An 18,994-nucleotide genomic window follows, 5' to 3' on the forward strand; every position below is an offset into this window, starting at 1 on the left:
CTATTTACCCTATACACTTAACATTGTGTAAGTCCTTTTATGTAATATGTTATGCAAAATCCCCGCCAAATAGCCTTTCTCGCACTCCGCGAAGTCCACCGCCGCGGTGCATTCGCAGATGCCGCACTCGATCGCGCTTTCGGCAATTCTCAACTCAACGACCTCGATCGGCGTTTAGTGACAGAATTAGTTTACGGTAGCGTCAGGAGAATGCGATCGATCGACTTCATCATCGACAAACTAGCAACAAAGAAATCCTCCCAACAACCGCCCGAACTCCGCACCATCTTACATTTAGGTTTATATCAACTCGAATATCTCAACCAGATTCCCCCCTCCGCCGCCGTCAACACCACCGTTCAACTAGCAAAAGAAAACGGATTTTCAGGACTCAGCAGTTTTGTCAACGGTTTGTTGCGCCAATACATCCGTTTAACAGATAACGACTTAAACCCCTTAACCGTTACTAATTATAAATCAACCGTTGAACGCCTAGGAATTTTGCACAGCTTCCCCGAATGGCTGGTGAAATTGTGGATCGAACAAATAGGCGAAACCGAAACCGAACAACTCTGTGAATGGTTCAACCAATCCCCCACAATTGACCTGAGAATCAATCCCTTAAAAAGCTCGATCGCCCAAATCGAAGCTGCCTTCAAAACCCACAACATCTCAACTAGCAGAATCCCCAACTTGCCACAAGCATTAAGACTAAATGGCAGCATTGGCGCCATCCAAAACCTCCCCGGATACAGCGAAGGTTGGTGGACAATCCAAGACAGCAGCGCTCAATTAGTCACCCATATACTAGGGGCGCAGCCCGGGGAAACTATCATCGACGCCTGCGCCGCGCCGGGGGGAAAAACCACCCACAGCGCCGAGTTAATGCAGGATGAAGGCACAATTTATGCCTGCGACAAAACCGCCAGCAGACTCAAAAAACTTAAAGAAAATGCAGACAGACTCCAGATGAAATCCATTAAAATTCATACCGGAGACAGCCGCCATTTCCCAGAGTTTGTTAACCTTGCAGACAGAGTTTTACTAGACGCACCTTGTTCTGGCCTCGGAACCCTCCACCGCCGCCCCGACGCCCGCTGGCGCCACACGCCCGAAAACATTCAACAACAATCTCAACTGCAATCGGAATTACTAGCAAATGCAGCGACATTTGTCAAGTCCGGCGGCGTATTAGTTTATGCAACTTGCACAATTCATCCCTTGGAAAATGAAACAGTTATTCGATCGTTCTTAGACAGCAATCCTCACTGGCAAATAGAACCGCCAACAATTGATTTACCCGTACAGCCATCACCCGAAGGATGGGTGAAAGTGTGGCCGCACAGACATCACATGGACGGCTTTTTTATGGTGAGGCTAAAGCAATTGAAAAACGAGTAAAGTCCTTACTCCAAACAGATAGTTTAATATCCCGGTTCTTGATAAGCAGGTTCTTCATAAGCAGGCTCTTGATAAGCAGGCTCTTGATAAGCAGGCTCTTGATAAGCAGGCTCTTGCGGTGGGTTATACTTCGGTTCAGGATTAGGATTGTAAGGTACGATCGCACCATCCTCATTCACAATCATCCCGCGAATAATCCTCTTAGGCTCCACCGGTTTGGGCTTAATACTGCGTTTGCGGCCCTCCAACTCCGGCAACTTCGGAAACTTCTCAACCGGCATTCCCTTAACAGCTTGACTCATAAAATCGCGCCAATTATAGGCCGCCGTACCGCTAGTTCCCCAGGTGGGATAATTGTCATCATTCCCTAGCCAAACCCCAGTCACCACCTGTGGAATGTAACCAATAAACCACAAATCCCTGACATTTTCCGAAGTACCAGTTTTGCCCGCTACAGCGCGATCGGACAAAGCCGCAGGCCCCCCCGTACCGTCTTGCACAACACCTTCCAACATCCAAGTAGTAATCGCAGCGCTATCCTTATCCAAAACCCGCTTCGGTTTAAAATTAGCCTGATAAATCACATCTCCCCGCTGATTAACCACCCGAGTAATTCCGTGGGCTTCAATAAAATTCCCTTGCGATGCTAATGTACCGTAAGCATTGGTTAACTCCAGCAAATTCACCTCCGAAGAACCCAAAGCCAGGGAATAAATGGGACTCAATTTAGACTTAATTCCCATATCGTTGGCTAATTTTATCGTCGGTTCAAACCCTACATCCATCAACACCTTCACAGCTACGACATTCACCGAACGCGTCAAAGCATCAGACATCGATCGCCAACCGCTAAATTTTTTGCCATAATTATTCGGTTGATAGCCGTCGATAATAATTGGTTCGTCTTCGTAACCGTCATAGGGAGAAAAACCAGCCGCCATCGCCGCGGCATAAACCAACCCTTTAAACGTCGATCCGGGCTGCCGCAAAGCCTGCGTAGCACGATTAAATTGACTTGCCTTAAAATCTCCCCCTCCTACCAGCGCCTTAACTGCCCCAGTCTTAGTGTCCATAGAAACTAAAGCGGCCTGTTCAAAACCCTGACGGCGGCCATCAACTTCGATCGCATTTTTAACAACCTCTTCCGCTATTTTCTGCCACTTCAAATCCACCGTCGTCTCAACAGTCAAACCGCCAGCTTCCAAAGCATCCTGAGAAACATAGCGCGGCAATTCCTTCCGAATGTAACTAGCAAAATAAGGTGCGACTACTTTAAATCGCTTCGGCGCACTTGGTTTAACGGCGATAGGTTCCGCCATCGCCTCCTTCGCCTGAGCCTCTGTAATTACCTTTGCTTCCTGCATTTGTTGCAGCACAAGATTGCGGCGTTTCTTAGCAATATTCGGATTAACCAAAGGCGAATATTCGCTCGGGGCCGGCGGCAAACCCGCCAAAGTTGCCATCTCTGCCAAAGTTAATTTATCGACAGTTTTGCTAAAGAAAACCCAAGCCGCATCTGCCACCCCGTAAGCATCCGAACCCAAATAAACCAGATTTAAATACCGTTCTAAAACTTGGTCTTTACTCAACTCTCGCTCTATTTTCTGAGCTAAAAGAGCTTCCCGGACTTTCCGCCTAATACTTCTTTCCTGATTAAGAAAAACAACGCGAGCCAATTGTTGCGTAATTGTACTGCCACCCTGCACTAAATCTCTTTCTATCAAATTAGAAACAATGGAGCGCACAATACCTTGATAATCCACCCCGCGATGTTTGTAAAAACGGCGGTCTTCTATGGCAATAAAAGCTTTAACCAACAATTCGGGAATTTCTTTAAGTTTCAGTTTCTCTCTGGTTGCAGGCCCCGACTGCAACAAAATAGTATTATCTGCTGCCTTAATTGTCAGCGTTCCGTCGCGGTTAAAGGCTGACAAATCGTTAACATCCGGCAAACCTTTGTCTAAGGTGTACAAAATCCATAAACCGTAGATTAAAGCGCCCCCGCCTATACTAGCAACACCTAAACTTATCCAAAATCTAGGGCGGCGGGAGATCCGTTTTTTAGTATTTTCCTGCGGTGCGCTATTTTCCTGCGGTGTGCTAATTTCCTGCGGTGCGCTAATTTCCTGTAGTTCCGTATGTCTCTGCAGTTCGGTGTTCTGCGATGCGCTCTTTTCCGGCAATTTGCTACTATCGGATTTTTGGGGTGATTTAGTTCCCCGCAAACTTAATCCCGGTCGCAGCAATTCTTTTCCCTTGCTTTGCAAGCTAGTAACTTGAGGTTCAATTTCCAACCAAGCGATTAAGCGCTTCAACCCTTCCCAATCGCGCTTGACTATTGGATATCGAGCGTATTCTGGCTCTAAATATTCTGAATCTAAATATTCTGACTCTAAATATTCTGACTCTTCTAGAGGTGCAGCATCTTCTGATACCACATACTCCGCTCGCTCATCCCTTGTCCGTGTAGAAAATTCCGCCTCCGATTCCGGCGAGTTGAGCTTATTACCCTTCGCAGTCTTCGGCGGTTCTCGATCGGAATTACCGCTTATTGCGTTAGTGACTTTGCTCAATGTATCTTTGATATTTGAGAAAAATTCTGCCACGTTCAGACCTTCAAACCTCATCAAGTCCGATTAAAAATTAAAAATTAAAAAAGCTAGCTTTCTTAAATTCTTAATTTTTAATTCGACATTTTTTCTTGAATAACACGCTGCCTTGAATTAGGTTTTTTGAATTAAAAATTTTTTAATTCACCACTCAAAATTCAAAACTTTTCTTAACGCTGCAGAGCTTGGTATTTTTTTGAGAAGTGAATTAGATTTTTTGAATTCAAAATTTTTTAACTCAAACCTCAACTCAAAACTCTGCTTAACTCGCATGACCCAGTGCCAAGGCTGCTACCAGCATACCCAAAACCAGGAAAGGCTGAGCACTTGCCTGATATTTAACATCATTTTCCAGGGGATTACGCAAAAAGTACATATCCTGAAAAGTAATTTGGGGAATTATCAGTAGCAGCAGAATGACAGCGTAAAGGTTTTGGTGGATGCTGATCAGGTAGCCTGCAATCCCAGCTTGAAAGATGTCAATCATCAACACGCAAATCCAAGCTGCTGTGCTGATGCCAAACATCACTGGCAAAGATTTTAACCCTAATTGCCGATCGCCTTCGACACTTTTGAAATCATTGACGATCGCAATTCCCAGCCCTGCCAAACTGTAAAACAGGGTCAAAATCATAATCGTGGGATCTAGTGTACCAAACAAAGCTTGACCCGCCCACCAAGGCAGGGCAATGTAACTAGCACCCAGGGCATAATTTCCCAACCAGCCATTCTGCTTGAGTTTCAGCGGGGGCGCAGAGTAGATATAAGCTAGAAACGCGCCGCCGAGAGTCAAAACAGTCATTATCGGGAATTCATGACCCGCCCACAAGTCTAGAGCATAAGCCACCCCAATCCCAGCGGCTAATAATACCAAAATTTGCGTTACTACTTGGGGAATCGAGATGATACCGGAGGGAATTGGACGGTAGGGCTCGTTAATGGCGTCGATGTCGCGATCGTAAAAATCGTTCAAAGTTTGAGTGTACCCGGCCAGCAGCGGCCCTGACATCAACATACAAGCTGCTGCGATCAAGAAATTTTCTAGGTTCCAAACATAGTTTCCAGAAGAGGCAGCCCCGCACACCACGCCCCAAATTAAGGGAATCCAGGTAATCGGTTTCATCAATTGCAAGCGAATCTTCCAGATAGAAGTTTCCCCGCTAGCGGCCCCTTTCATGCCCAACAGTTGCCTAGTTTTGGCACTGCGGTTTTCGGTAGCAGCACTTTCCGGTGCAGCTTCTGGGGAGATTTGGGATGGAGGAGAGTCAGACATAATTTGATGTTAGCGGTACTGCTACTATTGTGTCGTTTTGCATTTCAATAATAATTCAGATAGCTTACCACTGATATTTAAGGTAAATTCTTGAAAACGTACCCTGGCTTGGAGTTGATGCTAGGGAAAAGTAGGAGTTTCACAATATACTGAAATATCATTTTTTTGTGTAAATGTCAAGAGGATAAATACTTTTCTTGTAATTTCGCTGAGCCCGCCTTCTGGGGGAGATTTTTGCCAGCCGGTGCATTGAATGTCAATTACCAGCAGGCGATCGAGTTTTTTGCCATGCTACCCTTGACTCATCTCATCTGGCAGAAAATCAATCGATTTTCGATTTTCGATTTTCGATTTTCGATTTTCGATTTTCGATTAAAGAGATGCTACCACTTCTTTGATCCGGTTGAAATTGCCACTTAAGCAAGTCCAGGAGAATTACCACCAAATTACTTTCTCAACTCCGGTGTTACCTTCGCCCCATGTCTTCTATTTCTGCAATCAGATTTTCCCAGTGGATGTTTGAATAGTCGCGACCCCGCAACTTTTCCACAGTGGTTTGACTTCATCTCAGGTAATCTGTATTATACAATTTTTGTCTGTCAACTTCTAATTTTGTTTTCATAAGCTGTGCGTGCTAACAACTGCAACTTAACAAATATGGCGGTATGAATCAAAAGGCAGTCCCGTCCGCCGCTTGACTTCTACAACTGATTTGTAAGCGCCTTTTCTCTGCCTTTCTCTAACTATTTTTTCCGCCACAATCCGATCTAAACCGTTGGCGATCAACTCTTCCGGCGAAAGAATGTTTAACCGTTTCCAAGTAAACTGCAATTCTTTTTGATAATTGTAGCTGAAGCAAATCATCGGGGCGATGCGTCTGACGTGGCTTTCGGGAACTCCGGCTATTTCTGATAACTCTTCGGCGTGGGTAAAAATGTAGCCTTCGTTTTGCAAAGATTCAATATCGTTGGCGTAGACGATCGGCAAACCCAAGATTCTGACCATATCGTCTTTGGTACACTCGTTAATATCTATTTTGCCGCGCACGTTTGCCAGTTCTTCGGCATTCGTCGCAGTTGCAGGAACCAGTATACCTCTGGGTGCGGTTTTGATGAGATAACGCTTTTTCAAACTAAAAGCAGTAACAATTTGAGCAATCCACACGATCGTACCCAAATTAGTTGAAGAAGATACCGCTAGTGCTGCTAAAGTAATTACAACACCCCATCCCATCCAACTACGAATATTTGACTTTTGGCCTGCATAGGCGATCGCCAATCCGCCGAAGTAGGGAATAAAAGCATACCACACCCAGTTGGGAGTTTGACGCAGCCAGTATAAATCTTGAGACACTTTAATTTTATCCTTAAATAGTTGTGTTCTCACACTTTCTTATGTCACTCCCACTTTTTTAATAGTGGGCTTTCTTCTTCCTTCTTCCTGACATCCGTTACATCCGTTACATAATCCGTTGCCGAACTTCCTTCTTAATTACAATTCTCGCAGCAATTTTTGGCGTTTTTCTTCATATTCTTCGGCCGTAATTGCGCCCATATCGTAAAGTTTTTTCAATTCGCCGATCGCCCCAGTAACATCTTTTGCCGCTCTGAGGGCATACCCAGACGGCAACGTGCCACCATTGTACTGTACCTGAAAAGCTTGTTCCGACATCAGCAGCAGGCCGATAAAATCGAAAAATGCGATCACTGACGGAATTAATGTCCAAGAAAATAGCAAGTATAATACCCCTGCTAAGTTATTGCCCAAATAAAATTTGTGAACTCCGAAACCTCCAACAAAGAAAGCTAACACAACTGCTACGCTTTTATCTTTTACCATTTTTACTTTCCCCAGTTTTTTATTTTAACTTCCGCGATCGAATTTGAAGGCGGGACATTGAACGATCAACCTAAGTAATCTTACTAATTTTTACTCATTTATTTGGGTTTTTGCGAAACTTAGACATCGCAAAATACAGCAGAACTATACCGACTTGAGCTTGTAGAATCACCAAGTAGCCTCTCAAGAAATAATTGAGTTCGCTGCCTGAATTGAGAGAAAATATTAAAATGCCCAGGGCTGCGTAGGGTGCGAAACGTATCCAAATCGGCGTTCCCTCTAAGTTGCGGCTGTTCAAATTACTCATGGGTTTAAGCCTCATCCTAAATTAAAATTTAGCTATAAATTAGCCGGATTGTCAACTTCCGTTTGGTGCGACCGCCCGGGTCAGTCTCTCAATCATCAGCCGACAAGATATTACTTCCATGTTAAACCCTGTTTTTCCGCTCAAGTAAGGAACCGGGGCGGGTCGATCTGGATCTGTGGCTGATATTACCGATTAGGGTGAACCCGCCCCTAATAAAATTCCGGTTATTTTACCGGACTAGATATCAGGGGCGCACCGAGCAGGCTACTGCTATTTATGGTAAGAGTCGATCGCCCTGACGATCGCTCTCAAAAAAACTCGGTTAATTCACAATTATTAACAACCGCCCGAATTAACTCGCGCCGCCGCCCAAAAGAAACAGACTCAGGAGAGTACCGCTGTTCCAAAGACTGTGGAGAAGCATAGGAGCAAGGAGATTGCGCGATCGCGTGTACACAAACCCCAAAACCGCACCCAAAGTCGCCAAAGGCAGAATCTCAGAGACACTCAAGTGAGCCACCGCAAACAAGAAAGCAGAAGCAGCGATCGCCCCCCAAACAGGCAAATAGCGAGTCAGAGAAGGCAGCAGAAAGCCTCGAAACACGATTTCCTCAAAAACCGGAGCGGCGATCGCAGCAGTGCCGAAAAACACCGCCAAAGCCACGTTGTCCCTACCTTCGAGAACGATCGGCAAAATCGGATTACTGCCACCTTGTCCCTGCCAAAATTGCTGATTAATCAGCGACACCAAAACTACCAAAGGCAAAGCAACAAAATAGCCGCCAAAACCCCACAAAAACCAACTTCCTCGCCAATTAATCCGAAACCAACCTTCAGGCAAAGGCAAAAAAGACTTGACCGAAAAATACAGTACCGAAAGCCCCCCAGCCGACAGCAACAAATAAGTAGCAAAGATATAAAAAGCCTTGTCGCGCGGGTCAAAAGTAGCTGGGTTGAGTTTTAAAACAGCCAGAGAAACAGGCAGCAACAAATAGGGAATCAAGATTTGCCCGACAAAGAAAAAGCCGACCACAAGCACCTGCCAAACAATCTCACCATCCCAAGGCACATCCCAAGTCAAGCTCGCATTTCGCGCCAACAGCGGCCCCGAATCTGCTTTCTCTAACGGCTTCCGCTGCAACAGCCACTGCACAGTCAAACCAACCAGCAAAACCGTGCCAATACAAAGTGCGATCGCCGGAACGCCAACGACAATTGCCAACTTTTCTACAGCTTGCTCAGCCGTTGCTTGCTCGGCTGCTTGCAGCGCCACCAGCTCTTTAGAACGTTCTTGCAGCTTGTAAAGTTGACCTAGAGCGCGATAGCGAAACCAGCCCTCCAAAGACTTTTGAATGCTCGGCTCGGCATCGGGCAGCAGTTGAGCCGGATTGCTCCAAATTCCCGTTAAAACTTTAGCAGTTACCACCGAAGAGTCGTAATCTATTTGAGTTTTGTAGCGCTCAACTAAATTTGTCCAAGTTTGGAGCGCCGCCTCAGTTTTGCCACTGCTTGCCTGCAAAATTCCCAATCGCAAGTCAAGTTCGTTTAGCAGGGCTGACTGTTGCTCTATTGACTCTAACGCCGCCTTATTTTGAGCAAAATTCAGAGTATTATCATCAGACTTAGAGGCGATAGCCAACTGAATTTCTTTAACTTGTGCTTGAGTTGTTTCGAGAGTTTTGCGAGTCGAGTCTCGCGCTTCTTGATATTGTGTCAAAGCCGTATTTAAAGGATCTGCACCGACAATATTGTTGCGCGCCGAACTTAAATTAGCACTCTGATTATTTTCTCCTTGCCACTCCGAGGCGTGCAGCAGCAAATTTGTCTGGTAGAGTTCCAGCCGGCTTTGAATTTGCGGCTGATTCCAACTAGCAAGTAAAGATAAACCGACCATGGCGATCGCGATCGCCGTTAAAATACCTAAAATAACCCGCTTCAGTGTCATTCCTGCTTTTCCGTCCCGCGCGAATCCGTGGCTAAATCTTTTCCGTCTTTAATCATAGGTCGTTGCAGACGAGAGTATCCCGACAACTGGTAAAATTTCACTGGCTCATCTTTTTGACTCTCCTCAACAAGACTTACGCCACAAATCCTCGCTCCGCCATGTATGCGTAAGGTTCACACCTTAGCCCAACGGTGCTGATGGCGCACCCTACAGGAGTAGTGCGCCATCAGCACCCGCGATGTATGAGGTAATATCCGCACGGCGCAACCGCAGCGGGGTAGCAGGCTAAATCTAAAATCTAAAATCTAAAATCTAAAATCGAATGACTCGCATTATCTTAGTCCGTCACGGCAAAAGCACCTACAATCAAGAACGCCGCATCCAAGGCCGCCTGGATAAATCGATTTTGACAGAAGCAGGCCGCAGCACCGCCTTGCAAGTAGGCGACACACTCAGCAGTATCGCCTTTGATGCCGCCTATACCAGTCCCCTGCAACGAGCCAAAGAAACAGCGGAAATCATCCTGTCGCGCTTGACAAATCCGCCACCACTCCAGCCAACTGATAATTTGATGGAAATCGATTTGCCTCTGTGGGAAGGAATGCTGCGCCAAGATGCGATCGACAAATTCCCCGAAGCATATCAGCAGTGGCAAAAACAGCCAGACAAATTTTCCATGAAATTGCCATCTGCTGACGGAGAAATCGAACACTTCCCAGTATTAGCAATTTTTGCTAACGCCCGACACTTTTGGCAAGAACTTTTATCGCGCCACCACGACGGCACAATTCTAGTAGTAGGTCACAACGGAATCAACCGCGCTCTCATCGCCACCGCGTCGGAAATTACCCCGGATTACTATCAATCAATTCAACAGTCAAATTGCGGAATTAGTGTCATTAATTTTGGAAGTTCCCCTGTTACCAACGACGAACCGGGAGAGCCAAAAAAGAAAGTTGCAGTTCAATTAGAGTCGGTGAATTTAACTTCCCATACCGGGGAAATTTTCCCCAAACCGAGGGACGGACACCAAGGCCCGCGCTTGTTGCTGGTGCGTCACGGCGAAACCGACTGGAATAAAGCAGGTAAATTTCAGGGGCAGATTGACGTGCCTCTCAACGATAACGGCCGCGAACAATCCAGGCGAGCAGCAGAATTTCTCAAGGATGTAAAATTAGATTTTGCGATCAGCAGTTCGATGCTGCGCCCGAAAGAAACTGCAGAAATTATTCTCAAATATCACGGCGGTTTGCAACTGGAACTCCGCGATGAGCTAAGAGAAATCAGCCACGGACTTTGGGAAGGAAAGTTTGAATCAGAAATAGAAGAATCCTATCCGGGTTTGCTACAGGAATGGAAAACATCTCCTGAAACAGTGCAAATGCCCGAAGGAGAGAATTTGCAGCACGTTTGGACTCGGGCGATCGCAGCTTGGCGAGAAATAGTACAATCTGTTTCTGGTACTGGGATTGTCGTTGCTCACGATGCCATTAACAAAGCAATTCTCTGCCACCTATTCGGTTTGGAACCCGAACATTTCTGGAAATTCAAACAAGGAAACGGAGCCGTTAGCGTGATTGATTATCCCCACGGCCCCGATGGTTTGCCGGTATTGCAGGCGATGAATGTGACAACTCATTTGAGCGGTGGCGTTTTTGACCAAACAGCCGCAGGAGCACTGTAATTAGTAAAATGCTGGGCGCGAACCCGTAGACGTATTACCGGTCTGCTGTTTGACGATTAGGCCTTCGAGCCCCCCTAGCCCCCCTTAAGAAGGGGGGAAAAGAAGCGTTCTCAAAGTCCCCCTTTTTAAGGGGGATTTAGGGGGAGCGAGACTCGTGTCAAAGCGAAATTTATCCAAGCTTTTAGGCCTAAGTTAACACCAGTGCCCACCGCTACGAGTACCCACCTGAAAAATGTTTTAATTTTTATAGCAACTGCCAAGATGGTTAGGACGTTCTTAATTACTAAAACCCTTGCTTTTATTCCTTCTTCCTTCTTCCTTCTTCCTTCGTGTCCTTCGCGTCTTCGCGGTTCCATCTTCCATCCGTTACATCCATTACAGAATCCGTTGCCGAACTTTCTTCTTCAATATATTTAAATCTTAAGTTATGAGCCGCGAACTGCTACAAAATGTACGAGTGCTAGATCCAGTTTCAGGGAGCGATCGCATCGCTGATATTCTGATTGCTGAAGGTGATATCAAAGCAGTTGAGGAAAAAATTGCTGAGTTTCCCGCTGACACCCAAGTGCGGGATTGCCAGGGACTGATTTTGGGGCCGGGGTTAACTGATATCTACAGTCACAGCGGAGAACCGGGTTTTGAGGATCGGGAAACGCTGGAATCTTTGATGCAGGCTGCGGCGGCTGGGGGTTTTACGCGAGTGGCGATTTTGCCGGATACCTCGCCACCTGTTGACAATTTGGCGGGTTTAGCTTTGTTGCAGCAACATATCCGCAATTTGCCGCCCGGCCTGCCCCGCTTGTATTTTTGGGGAGCGCTCACAGCGGGCGTTAAAGGGCAGCAGATGGCAGAGTTGGGCGAGCTGGCCTCCTGTGCAGTGGTGGGTTTTGCGGACGGTTTGCCGCTGTCTAATCCGGCTCTGGTGAGGCGTTTGCTGGAGTATATCAAGCCTTTGGGCAAGTCTGTGGCTTTGTGGCCGTGCGATCGAACTTTGGCAGGAAATGGCGCGGCGCGGGAGGGTGCGGTGTCAGTGCGCTTGGGTTTGCCAGGAATTCCGGCGAGTGCGGAAACTTCGGCTTTGGCGGTAATTCTGGAGTTGGTGGCATCTGCGGGCACTCCGGTGCACATTATGCGCGTTTCTACGGCGCGCAGCGTGGAATTGATTCGGGATGCCAAGGCACGGGGTTTGCCGGTGACTGCGAGTGTGACTTGGATGCACTTGCTGTTGAATGTCGGGGCAATTTCAGGCAACTCTAAAGATTCCGGCGGGAAAAATGCTCTGACTGCTTCGTTGCCCTACGATCCGAATTTACGCCTAGAACCGCCGTTGGGCAATCTCAGCGACCAATTAGCGCTAATTCAAGCTGTGAAAGATGGCGTAATTGATGCGATCGCGATCGATCACAACGCCCATACTTATGAGGAGAAAACTGTGGCTTTTGCTGATAGTCCGCCCGGGGCGATCGGCTTGGAATTAGCTTTGCCTTTACTGTGGCACGGACTGGTAGAAACCGGCGAATTTTCGGCTTTAGAACTGTGGCGAGTGTTGAGCGCAGGCCCTGCCGTTTGTCTCGGACAAACCCCCCCCATGGTTGCGCGGGGAGTCTCTGCTGAGTTGATTTTGTTCGACCCGAAAATGAGTTGGACTGTTGACGGGTCAAGTCTGAAGTCGCGATCGGCAAATACGCCTTGGTTGGGACAGCAATTAGCGGGAAAAGTTGTACAAAGCTGGATTTATTAATTCTTGCGATTGAAATTCATCTGTTGTAGAACAGGCATCTTGTCTGTTTCTAAAAGTAGAACAGGCAAGATGCCTGTTTCTGGGAATGCTAGATGAGGTGACTCAGAAAAGAAGATAAATACATGATTACTGCTTTTCATTCGTGGAATTCTCCACCGCAAGACTTGACATTGGAGCTGGGCGAAATTCATGTTTGGCGCGTCTCTCTAGCTCAAACAGAATCTTGCTTGCAGAGTTTACAACACACTCTCTCTACCGACGAGCGGACAAAAGCTGAAGGTTTTCGGTTTGCAAAAGGTCGATCGCAATTTATTGTGAGTCGTGGCGCGCTGAGAGAAATTCTCAGTCGCTATCTTAACATAAATTCTCACCTTTTGCGCTTTGACTACAATCCCTACGGTAAACCTTCTCTCATCGCCGCCCAAGGGGGAAATACCCTGCGTTTCAATGTGTCTCACTCTGGCGCAATGGCTCTAATTGCTATTACCAAAAATCGAGAGATTGGTGTCGATATTGAATGTATCAATCCCAAATTTCCTTGCCTGGAAATTGCAGAAAAGTTTTTTTCACCCTTAGAACAATCTGTGTTGCTTTCGCTACCAGAACCTCTTCAACCCCAAGCTTTTTTTACCTGCTGGACTCGTAAAGAAGCCTATATCAAGGCAGTCGGCAAAGGACTTTCAATTCCCCTGAATCAGTTTGATGTCAGCCTCGCCCTAGGAGAACCAGCAGCGCTGTTAAATGTTGAAAAAAGCCCCGAAGAAGCATCGAGATGGTCTTTAATTGAATTAATTCCCAGTTCAGATATGGTGGCGGCTGTTGCGGTTGCAGGAGATTGCTCGAAACTTTATTGTTGGCAGTGGACAGGGGAGTTTTGATTTATACCGATCGCCAAGGGTAAAAGATAACGGCAACGGTCGCTACAATAGGTCTACTGGTTGAGCCTTCAAGCTCTTGCATTGTGCATCCTACACAGATAAATAAGGACACAACATTGTTGTGTCCCTACGTCATATTCGACTACCACTTGCAACCCTACAACTGATTTAAAAATTTAACCAAATCGATAGCCGAACCCACGTACCGTAATGATATATTCCGGTTGGCCCGGATCTATTTCCAACTTTTCGCGTAGCCAGCGGATGTGAACGTCAACTGTTTTGCTGTCTCCGATAAAATCTTGACCCCAAATTTTTTCCAGCAACTGATCGCGAGACCAAACTCGCCGGGGATAACTCATAAATAGTTCTAGTAAGCGAAACTGTTTAGGAGAAAATTTCACTTCCAGACCGCGAACCAACACGCGGCACTCTTCAGGATACAGAGTTATGCTCTTATATTGCAGCATCCTCGGTTCCGGTAACCGACCGAGGCGCTGGCGCCGCATCAGCGCCCGACAGCGAGCGATAAACTCCCGCATTCCAAAAGGCTTGGTCAGATAATCATCCGATCCGGCTTCTAGATAAAAAGCGCAATTGTTGGCACTTCCTCTAGCACCGATAATCAAAATAGGGACGGGATTTCCTTGATGCCGTAACATTCGACACAGATCCAAACCGTTAATTGAATCCATAATTAACAGGTTAAAGGTAAATTCACCGTGGTAGGACGAAGAACCCTGTACAGAAGGCAGAGCGTTGCGCCCGTCGCTAGTAACCACCACCTCGTAGCCCTGTTCTTTAAGGGCTAAAGCTAGCATTTCCCGCAACAGATCTTCACCTTCCAATAACAAGATGCGGCCGGCTTGTCCAACAGCCAACCTTGAAGGACTTTCGCTTAATTCAGCAGAAGACATAAATAAAAGTGGGAGTGATGTTTGTATGTGGCTAGCGGGAGGTGCCTTCTTCAGTAGCTGAGGCACTCTCGCGCGGAGATCGCTTGTACGAACGATCGCCAGAAAGTTCGATCGCTTAGAATCTTTCGCCCGTCCATCCCACAGACACGCGCTCGACCTTTGCTACTTGCTCGTGTAAGGAATACAGCCGTAGAGCAGTTGCCTGAGCTGCGCTGTCTGCCTGCGTCCAGGCCTCAGAAGTCTGGTCATTTTTCGGGGTCGGTGTTAATTTCATAAAACATTGCCCGCTATTAATTGACCACGTAACACCCAATCTAGAGGGAGATGCTAGTTATACTACTCTTAAAAGGTTATTAAAAGGTAAAGTTTTGGCTATCAAATGGTTAAATTATTAACGTTAAGTAATATAACGGTAAAGGTGCGATGGCACTGTAGAGCTTTTTTTAAGAATACAATAATAAGTTGGCCGAAATTCCTTTTTCTTCCCGTGTCGGCTACGATCGACGATAGCAAGTAAAAATTCTGTAGACTGCCTATCATGTTGCTGCATTTGAGTACCTGGCCCGAGGTAGAAGCTTATCTCGATAGCTCCCGAGGCATAATTATCCCGATCGGTTCCACCGAACAGCACGGGCCCACCGGCTTGATCGGCACTGACGCCATTGCTGCGAATGCGATCGCCTGCGGTGTCGGCGAAGCTGCCAATGCCTTAATCGGCCCGACAATTAATGTAGGCATGGCTTTGCACCACACCAGCTTTCCTGGCACAATCAGCTTCCGACCGCAGACGCTGATACTGGTAATCAGGGATTATATCACATCTTTGGCAAAAGCTGGATTTGAGAAATATTTCTTCATCAACGGTCACGGCGGCAACATTGCCACGATGAAAGCAGCATTTTCCGAGACATACGCACATTTGTCGGACTTGAATTTACCGAATGCCGATCGAATCCAGTGTCAAATCGGCAATTGGTTCATGTGCGGTTCAGTGTACCAACTAGCCAAAGAATTGTACGGAAACCAAGAAGGTTCCCACGCCACCCCCAGCGAAATCGCCTTAACCCAGTACCTTTATCCAGAATCAATCAAGCAAGCTCCGCTTTCGGAAGAAGTCGCTTCCGGGCACAAAATTTACGGTGCTGCTGACTTCCGCCGCCGATTTCCCGACGGGAGAATGGGTTCAAATCCAGGCTTAGCAACCCCTGAACACGGTCAGCAGTTTTACGAATTAGCAGTCAAAGAATTGACTAATAATTATTTGGAGTTTTTAAGTTCCGATTAACTTTTTTTCTCCTCGTTACTAGGAATAGCTTGGTAACGAGTAAAAATGTCAAACTCTTCTATATTTTACAGTTATGAGTGAGTCAGCGACCGGATAGTTCATCTATCTGAGAAAGGCTATATCTCCCGATTAACCATCGGGAGAATATCAAAACTACTCCACAATCCAAGGACTTAAACAAGGTGTCCAAGCACTCAATTCTTCTTCCTTGAACCAAAGGCTAATTTCCGCATGGGCAGTTTCCACAGCATCAGAACCATGAATAATATTGCGACCAACATTCACAGCCAAATCGCCGCGAATTGTCCCCGGTTCTGAATTCAGAGGATTTGTTGCGCCAATCATTTTCCTCGCCGAGGCCACAACGCCGTCGCCTTCCCACACCATCGCCACCATCGGCCCGGAAGTGATGAAGTCTACCAGTCCCGCAAAAAAGGGTCTTTCTTTATGTACGCCATAATGCTGTTCGGCAAGTTCGCGACTAGCCGTCATTAGCTTCATGCCAACTAGCTTAAAGCCTTTGGCTTCAAAACGACCGATAATTTCGCCGACGAGTCCGCGCTGTACGCCGTCGGGCTTAATTGCTAAAAAAGTCCGTTCCAAGATTAACTCCTATAATTGTGTTAACTGATCCAAAAGATAGAGTAACTCAGAACGCACCTAAAGGCAATTCTGAGAATTGGAAATTGTCATTTGGAGACTTATGGCCACAGGAAGAAGGAAGAAGGAATAAGAAGAGGGAAGAGAAAAGAGGGAAGAAGCAATAAAAGCAAGGGTTAAAGAAACCGGGTTTCTCAGAAAAATTTTTGTGAGCAGCGATGAATCTCCGAAGAAACAAGGTTTCGAGACTCCTATGCGTCTAGGACTGATTTGCAGGGAGCATCCCGATTCTGTTAAAAGCATTGTTTAGCAGTTCGAGCAGAATGCTCACTTCCCTATATAAGCTAACCAGTCTTTAAATTATCGTAAAAAAATAATCAACCTCTTGTGGGGTGGCTTTGAGCAACGCCCGAAATATGCAATCGAAATGTAGAACATTTTATCTCTAGCGAACAAGATGCTCGAACTTCTGGCACACTATGATACAAGTCACAATTTCCTGTGACTGCAAACACTCTTACCTATGATCTAAAATACGAATATGTATGATAATAAACACAAGTATTTAGGCTCGAAAATATAGATAATTAACAGAAGTATGAAGATTATTTTGACAGCAACTATTCAGGCGAAAAAAGTATGAAAGCCATTGTAGCATTCATTGAACCCAAAAAGCAAGAGTTTGCAAAATTGCCCTTGTTTGACTTTCTAGCCAATAAACATATTCACGCGAATCAACGACTAATTTTTGCACCTGTACTCGCTCCTTTGGCTGTGGGATTGATCGATGTAAATAAATATGTGCTGCGAGAATCTTCTAGTAATAACAAAGTTCAGGAACTAATTAATAAATATACTTATAAAAAAAACTATTACTGGCACGACTATCTAGAATACCTAGAGGAACTGGGCTTAAACCAGTTAATGAGTTACGGCGACTTCAGACTGCTTTGGGGTGAAGAAACTAAAAAAACTCGATCGCTTTGTTCAGTGATCGAACGCTACGCTTGGAAAGCCTCTCCCATTCAGAAACTGGTGTTAGTGGAAGCCCTCGAAGGAACCGCCCAAGTTTTTTTTGAAGCGGCGCTAGCAGTGGTAAAAGAATTACAGCCAATTACCCAAAAAGAATCTGTTGATTTTGGAGGAGGTTATGGGGGTTTAGAAAATTATCACCTTTTAAACACGCCAGAGATGTTGCAACTTTTAGCAGAGATCAAACTTACTAATGCGGAATGCCAAGCAGCTTTAGAATTAGCACAAAATGTATTTGAACTGTTTACAGAAGCGATGAACGAGCTGTTCCGACACAGCCAAAGAAATTCTTGCAAGACTGTGCTGCAAATATCCTCAATTTCTGCCTTCGCTCATTGCGCGATCGACTGTCTCGATATTTGTTAGTTTAAACAATCACTAAATTATCTCGGTGTACCGCCGTTTCTACGCCTGCATAGCCTAAAATCTCAGCAATTTTCTCGGACTTGCAGCCCTGGATTTGTCTCAATTCTAAACTGCTATAATTCACAAGTCCTCTAGCAATTTGCTTGCCGGCTGCGTCGCACAACTGCACGGAATCATCAGCTTGAAATTCTCCTTCTACTTGAGCAATACCCGCAGCTAAAAGCGATTTTCCGCCGTGGGAAATTGCCTTGACAGCACCCGCATCTAAATATAGTTTTCCTGCCGGAATTAGGACGTTAGCTATCCAGTGTTTGCGAGCGTTTACAGGGCGCGGTTGAGGCTCAAATTGAGTACCGATCGACTCTCCGTTAAGTATTTTCTCGATATTACCAGGAAAGCAGCCGTCAGTGATGACAGTCCGCACTCCCGATGCCGTTGCTATTCTGGCTGCTTCAATTTTTGTCACCATTCCGCCGGTTCCCCAGCCGCTGCGGGAATCTCCTGTTTGCACCTGAAATTCTGTGAGCTGTGCCATACTTTGGACTAGGGTGATCGGCTGCGCGTCGGGATTGCTGCGCGGATCGGCGGAATACAGCCGATCGACATCTGTGAGCACAAACAACCAATCTGCTTCTACCAAACTCGCTACTAGCGCCGAAAGCGTGTCGTTATCGCCAAATTTGAGCTCGTCTACCGCTACTGTATCGTTTTCATTGACGATCGGAATCACGCCCAACCTGAGCAGTTGCTGAAAAGTATTGCAAGCGTTAACATAACCGTTACGCTGCACTAAATCGCCCCTGGTGAGCAATACTTGAGCGATCGGCTGTTGCAGAGTAGTAAACAAGTCATCGTACACCCGCATCAGCCGCCCTTGGCCCACAGCCGCCACAGCCTGTTTTAAAGCAATGTTTCGCGGGCGTTCCGTCAAACCCAAGCGCGCGCAGCCCACCCCAACCGCACCCGAAGAAACCAAAACTACTCGATGGCCTTGCTGCCGCAAATTAGCTAAAATTTCGACCAATGCAGCAATAGTTGAAAGAGCTAAGTTTCCCGTAGTCGAGCGAGTCAGCGTCGAAGTTCCTATTTTAACAACAATAGTTTGAGTCATTTAAAT

Annotated in this window: 15 protein-coding genes and 1 pseudogene; 6 read left to right on the forward strand and 10 right to left on the reverse strand. The window is 46.3% G+C overall.

Annotated features, from left to right (window positions below):
- Positions 1–51 precede the first annotated feature (51 nt).
- Positions 52–1,401 (forward strand): 16S rRNA (cytosine(967)-C(5))-methyltransferase, encoded by a 1,350-nt coding sequence (locus D0A34_07280; GenBank protein ID UNU18702.1) that lies wholly within the window; start codon positions 52–54, stop codon positions 1,399–1,401.
- Between the two features lie 23 nt (positions 1,402–1,424).
- On the opposite strand, the gene D0A34_07285 is transcribed toward D0A34_07280, so the two are convergent.
- The 7 genes and pseudogenes from D0A34_07285 to D0A34_07315 all read right to left on the reverse strand — a co-directional run bounded on the left by D0A34_07285 (position 1,425) and on the right by D0A34_07315 (position 9,374).
- Positions 1,425–4,028 (reverse strand): penicillin-binding protein 1A, encoded by a 2,604-nt coding sequence (locus D0A34_07285; protein ID UNU18703.1) that lies wholly within the window; start codon positions 4,026–4,028, stop codon positions 1,425–1,427.
- A 244-nt stretch (positions 4,029–4,272) separates the two neighbouring features.
- Positions 4,273–5,283: a chlorophyll synthase ChlG gene (chlG, locus tag D0A34_07290; protein ID UNU18704.1), complete on the reverse strand. Its 1,011-nt coding sequence runs from the start codon at positions 5,281–5,283 to the stop codon at positions 4,273–4,275.
- Positions 5,284–5,605: 322 nt separating this feature from the next.
- Positions 5,606–5,905: pseudogene (locus D0A34_07295) on the reverse strand (DUF29 domain-containing protein).
- Between the two features lie 26 nt (positions 5,906–5,931).
- Positions 5,932–6,636, reverse strand: a complete 705-nt coding sequence (locus tag D0A34_07300) for a hypothetical protein (protein ID UNU18705.1) — start codon at positions 6,634–6,636, stop codon at positions 5,932–5,934.
- Between the two features lie 138 nt (positions 6,637–6,774).
- The gene (locus D0A34_07305; GenBank protein ID UNU18706.1) at positions 6,775–7,122 is read right to left on the reverse strand and encodes an NINE protein; all 348 of its coding nucleotides are present in this window, start codon (positions 7,120–7,122) and stop codon (positions 6,775–6,777) included.
- Between the two features lie 94 nt (positions 7,123–7,216).
- The gene (locus D0A34_07310) at positions 7,217–7,429 is read right to left on the reverse strand and encodes a hypothetical protein (GenBank protein ID UNU18707.1); all 213 of its coding nucleotides are present in this window, start codon (positions 7,427–7,429) and stop codon (positions 7,217–7,219) included.
- Positions 7,430–7,781: 352 nt separating this feature from the next.
- Positions 7,782–9,374, reverse strand: a complete 1,593-nt coding sequence (locus D0A34_07315; GenBank protein UNU18708.1) for a CPBP family intramembrane metalloprotease — start codon at positions 9,372–9,374, stop codon at positions 7,782–7,784.
- Between the two features lie 322 nt (positions 9,375–9,696).
- Here D0A34_07315 and D0A34_07320 point away from each other — a divergent pair, with 322 nt between their 5' ends.
- The 3 genes from D0A34_07320 to D0A34_07330 all read left to right on the forward strand — a co-directional run bounded on the left by D0A34_07320 (position 9,697) and on the right by D0A34_07330 (position 13,677).
- The gene (locus D0A34_07320; GenBank protein UNU18709.1) at positions 9,697–11,058 is read left to right on the forward strand and encodes a histidine phosphatase family protein; all 1,362 of its coding nucleotides are present in this window, start codon (positions 9,697–9,699) and stop codon (positions 11,056–11,058) included.
- Between the two features lie 427 nt (positions 11,059–11,485).
- Positions 11,486–12,799 carry a dihydroorotase gene (locus tag D0A34_07325; GenBank protein ID UNU18710.1) on the forward strand — a complete coding sequence of 438 codons (1,314 nt, stop codon included), beginning with the start codon at positions 11,486–11,488 and terminating at the stop codon, positions 12,797–12,799.
- Between the two features lie 122 nt (positions 12,800–12,921).
- Complete coding sequence (locus D0A34_07330; protein UNU18711.1) at positions 12,922–13,677, forward strand: phosphopantetheine-protein transferase; 756 nt, start codon at positions 12,922–12,924, stop codon at positions 13,675–13,677.
- A gap of 176 nt (positions 13,678–13,853) precedes the next feature.
- Here the strand turns inward: D0A34_07330 and D0A34_07335 are convergent, their stop codons facing one another.
- Positions 13,854–14,594 carry a DNA-binding response regulator gene (locus tag D0A34_07335; GenBank protein ID UNU18712.1) on the reverse strand — a complete coding sequence of 247 codons (741 nt, stop codon included), beginning with the start codon at positions 14,592–14,594 and terminating at the stop codon, positions 13,854–13,856.
- A 538-nt stretch (positions 14,595–15,132) separates the two neighbouring features.
- Between D0A34_07335 and D0A34_07340 the strand changes: the two genes are divergently transcribed.
- Entirely contained in the window at positions 15,133–15,879 is a 747-nt protein-coding gene (locus D0A34_07340) for a creatininase family protein (protein UNU18713.1), read from the forward strand.
- Positions 15,880–16,032: 153 nt separating this feature from the next.
- On the opposite strand, the gene D0A34_07345 is transcribed toward D0A34_07340, so the two are convergent.
- On the reverse strand, positions 16,033–16,482 hold the full coding sequence (locus D0A34_07345; GenBank protein UNU18714.1) for a nucleoside-diphosphate kinase: 450 nt from the start codon (positions 16,480–16,482) through the stop codon (positions 16,033–16,035).
- Positions 16,483–17,118: 636 nt separating this feature from the next.
- On the opposite strand from D0A34_07345, the gene D0A34_07350 reads away from it, so the two are divergent.
- Positions 17,119–17,877 carry a hypothetical protein gene (locus tag D0A34_07350; protein UNU18715.1) on the forward strand — a complete coding sequence of 253 codons (759 nt, stop codon included), beginning with the start codon at positions 17,119–17,121 and terminating at the stop codon, positions 17,875–17,877.
- A gap of 1 nt (position 17,878) precedes the next feature.
- Here D0A34_07350 and proB read toward each other — a convergent pair whose 3' ends face one another.
- Positions 17,879–18,988: a glutamate 5-kinase gene (proB, locus tag D0A34_07355; protein ID UNU18716.1), complete on the reverse strand. Its 1,110-nt coding sequence runs from the start codon at positions 18,986–18,988 to the stop codon at positions 17,879–17,881.
- Between the last annotated feature and the right edge of the window lie 6 nt (positions 18,989–18,994).

Source organism: Microcoleus vaginatus PCC 9802 (assembly GCA_022701275.1).
In the GTDB taxonomy this organism is placed as follows: Bacteria; Cyanobacteriota; Cyanobacteriia; order Cyanobacteriales; family Microcoleaceae; genus Microcoleus; species Microcoleus vaginatus_A.

Coding starts and splice junctions, on each gene's coding strand:
- D0A34_07280 (UNU18702.1), top strand. CDS start 52: ATGCAAAATCCCCGCCAAATAGCCTTTCTCGCACTCCGCGAAGTCCAC.
- D0A34_07285 (UNU18703.1), bottom strand. CDS start 4,028: ATGAGGTTTGAAGGTCTGAACGTGGCAGAATTTTTCTCAAATATCAAA.
- chlG (UNU18704.1), bottom strand. CDS start 5,283: ATGTCTGACTCTCCTCCATCCCAAATCTCCCCAGAAGCTGCACCGGAA.
- D0A34_07305 (UNU18706.1), bottom strand. CDS start 7,122: ATGGTAAAAGATAAAAGCGTAGCAGTTGTGTTAGCTTTCTTTGTTGGA.
- D0A34_07310 (UNU18707.1), bottom strand. CDS start 7,429: ATGAGTAATTTGAACAGCCGCAACTTAGAGGGAACGCCGATTTGGATA.
- D0A34_07315 (UNU18708.1), bottom strand. CDS start 9,374: ATGACACTGAAGCGGGTTATTTTAGGTATTTTAACGGCGATCGCGATC.
- D0A34_07320 (UNU18709.1), top strand. CDS start 9,697: ATGACTCGCATTATCTTAGTCCGTCACGGCAAAAGCACCTACAATCAA.
- D0A34_07325 (UNU18710.1), top strand. CDS start 11,486: ATGAGCCGCGAACTGCTACAAAATGTACGAGTGCTAGATCCAGTTTCA.
- D0A34_07330 (UNU18711.1), top strand. CDS start 12,922: ATGATTACTGCTTTTCATTCGTGGAATTCTCCACCGCAAGACTTGACA.
- D0A34_07335 (UNU18712.1), bottom strand. CDS start 14,594: ATGTCTTCTGCTGAATTAAGCGAAAGTCCTTCAAGGTTGGCTGTTGGA.
- D0A34_07340 (UNU18713.1), top strand. CDS start 15,133: ATGTTGCTGCATTTGAGTACCTGGCCCGAGGTAGAAGCTTATCTCGAT.
- D0A34_07350 (UNU18715.1), top strand. CDS start 17,119: ATGAAAGCCATTGTAGCATTCATTGAACCCAAAAAGCAAGAGTTTGCA.
- proB (UNU18716.1), bottom strand. CDS start 18,988: ATGACTCAAACTATTGTTGTTAAAATAGGAACTTCGACGCTGACTCGC.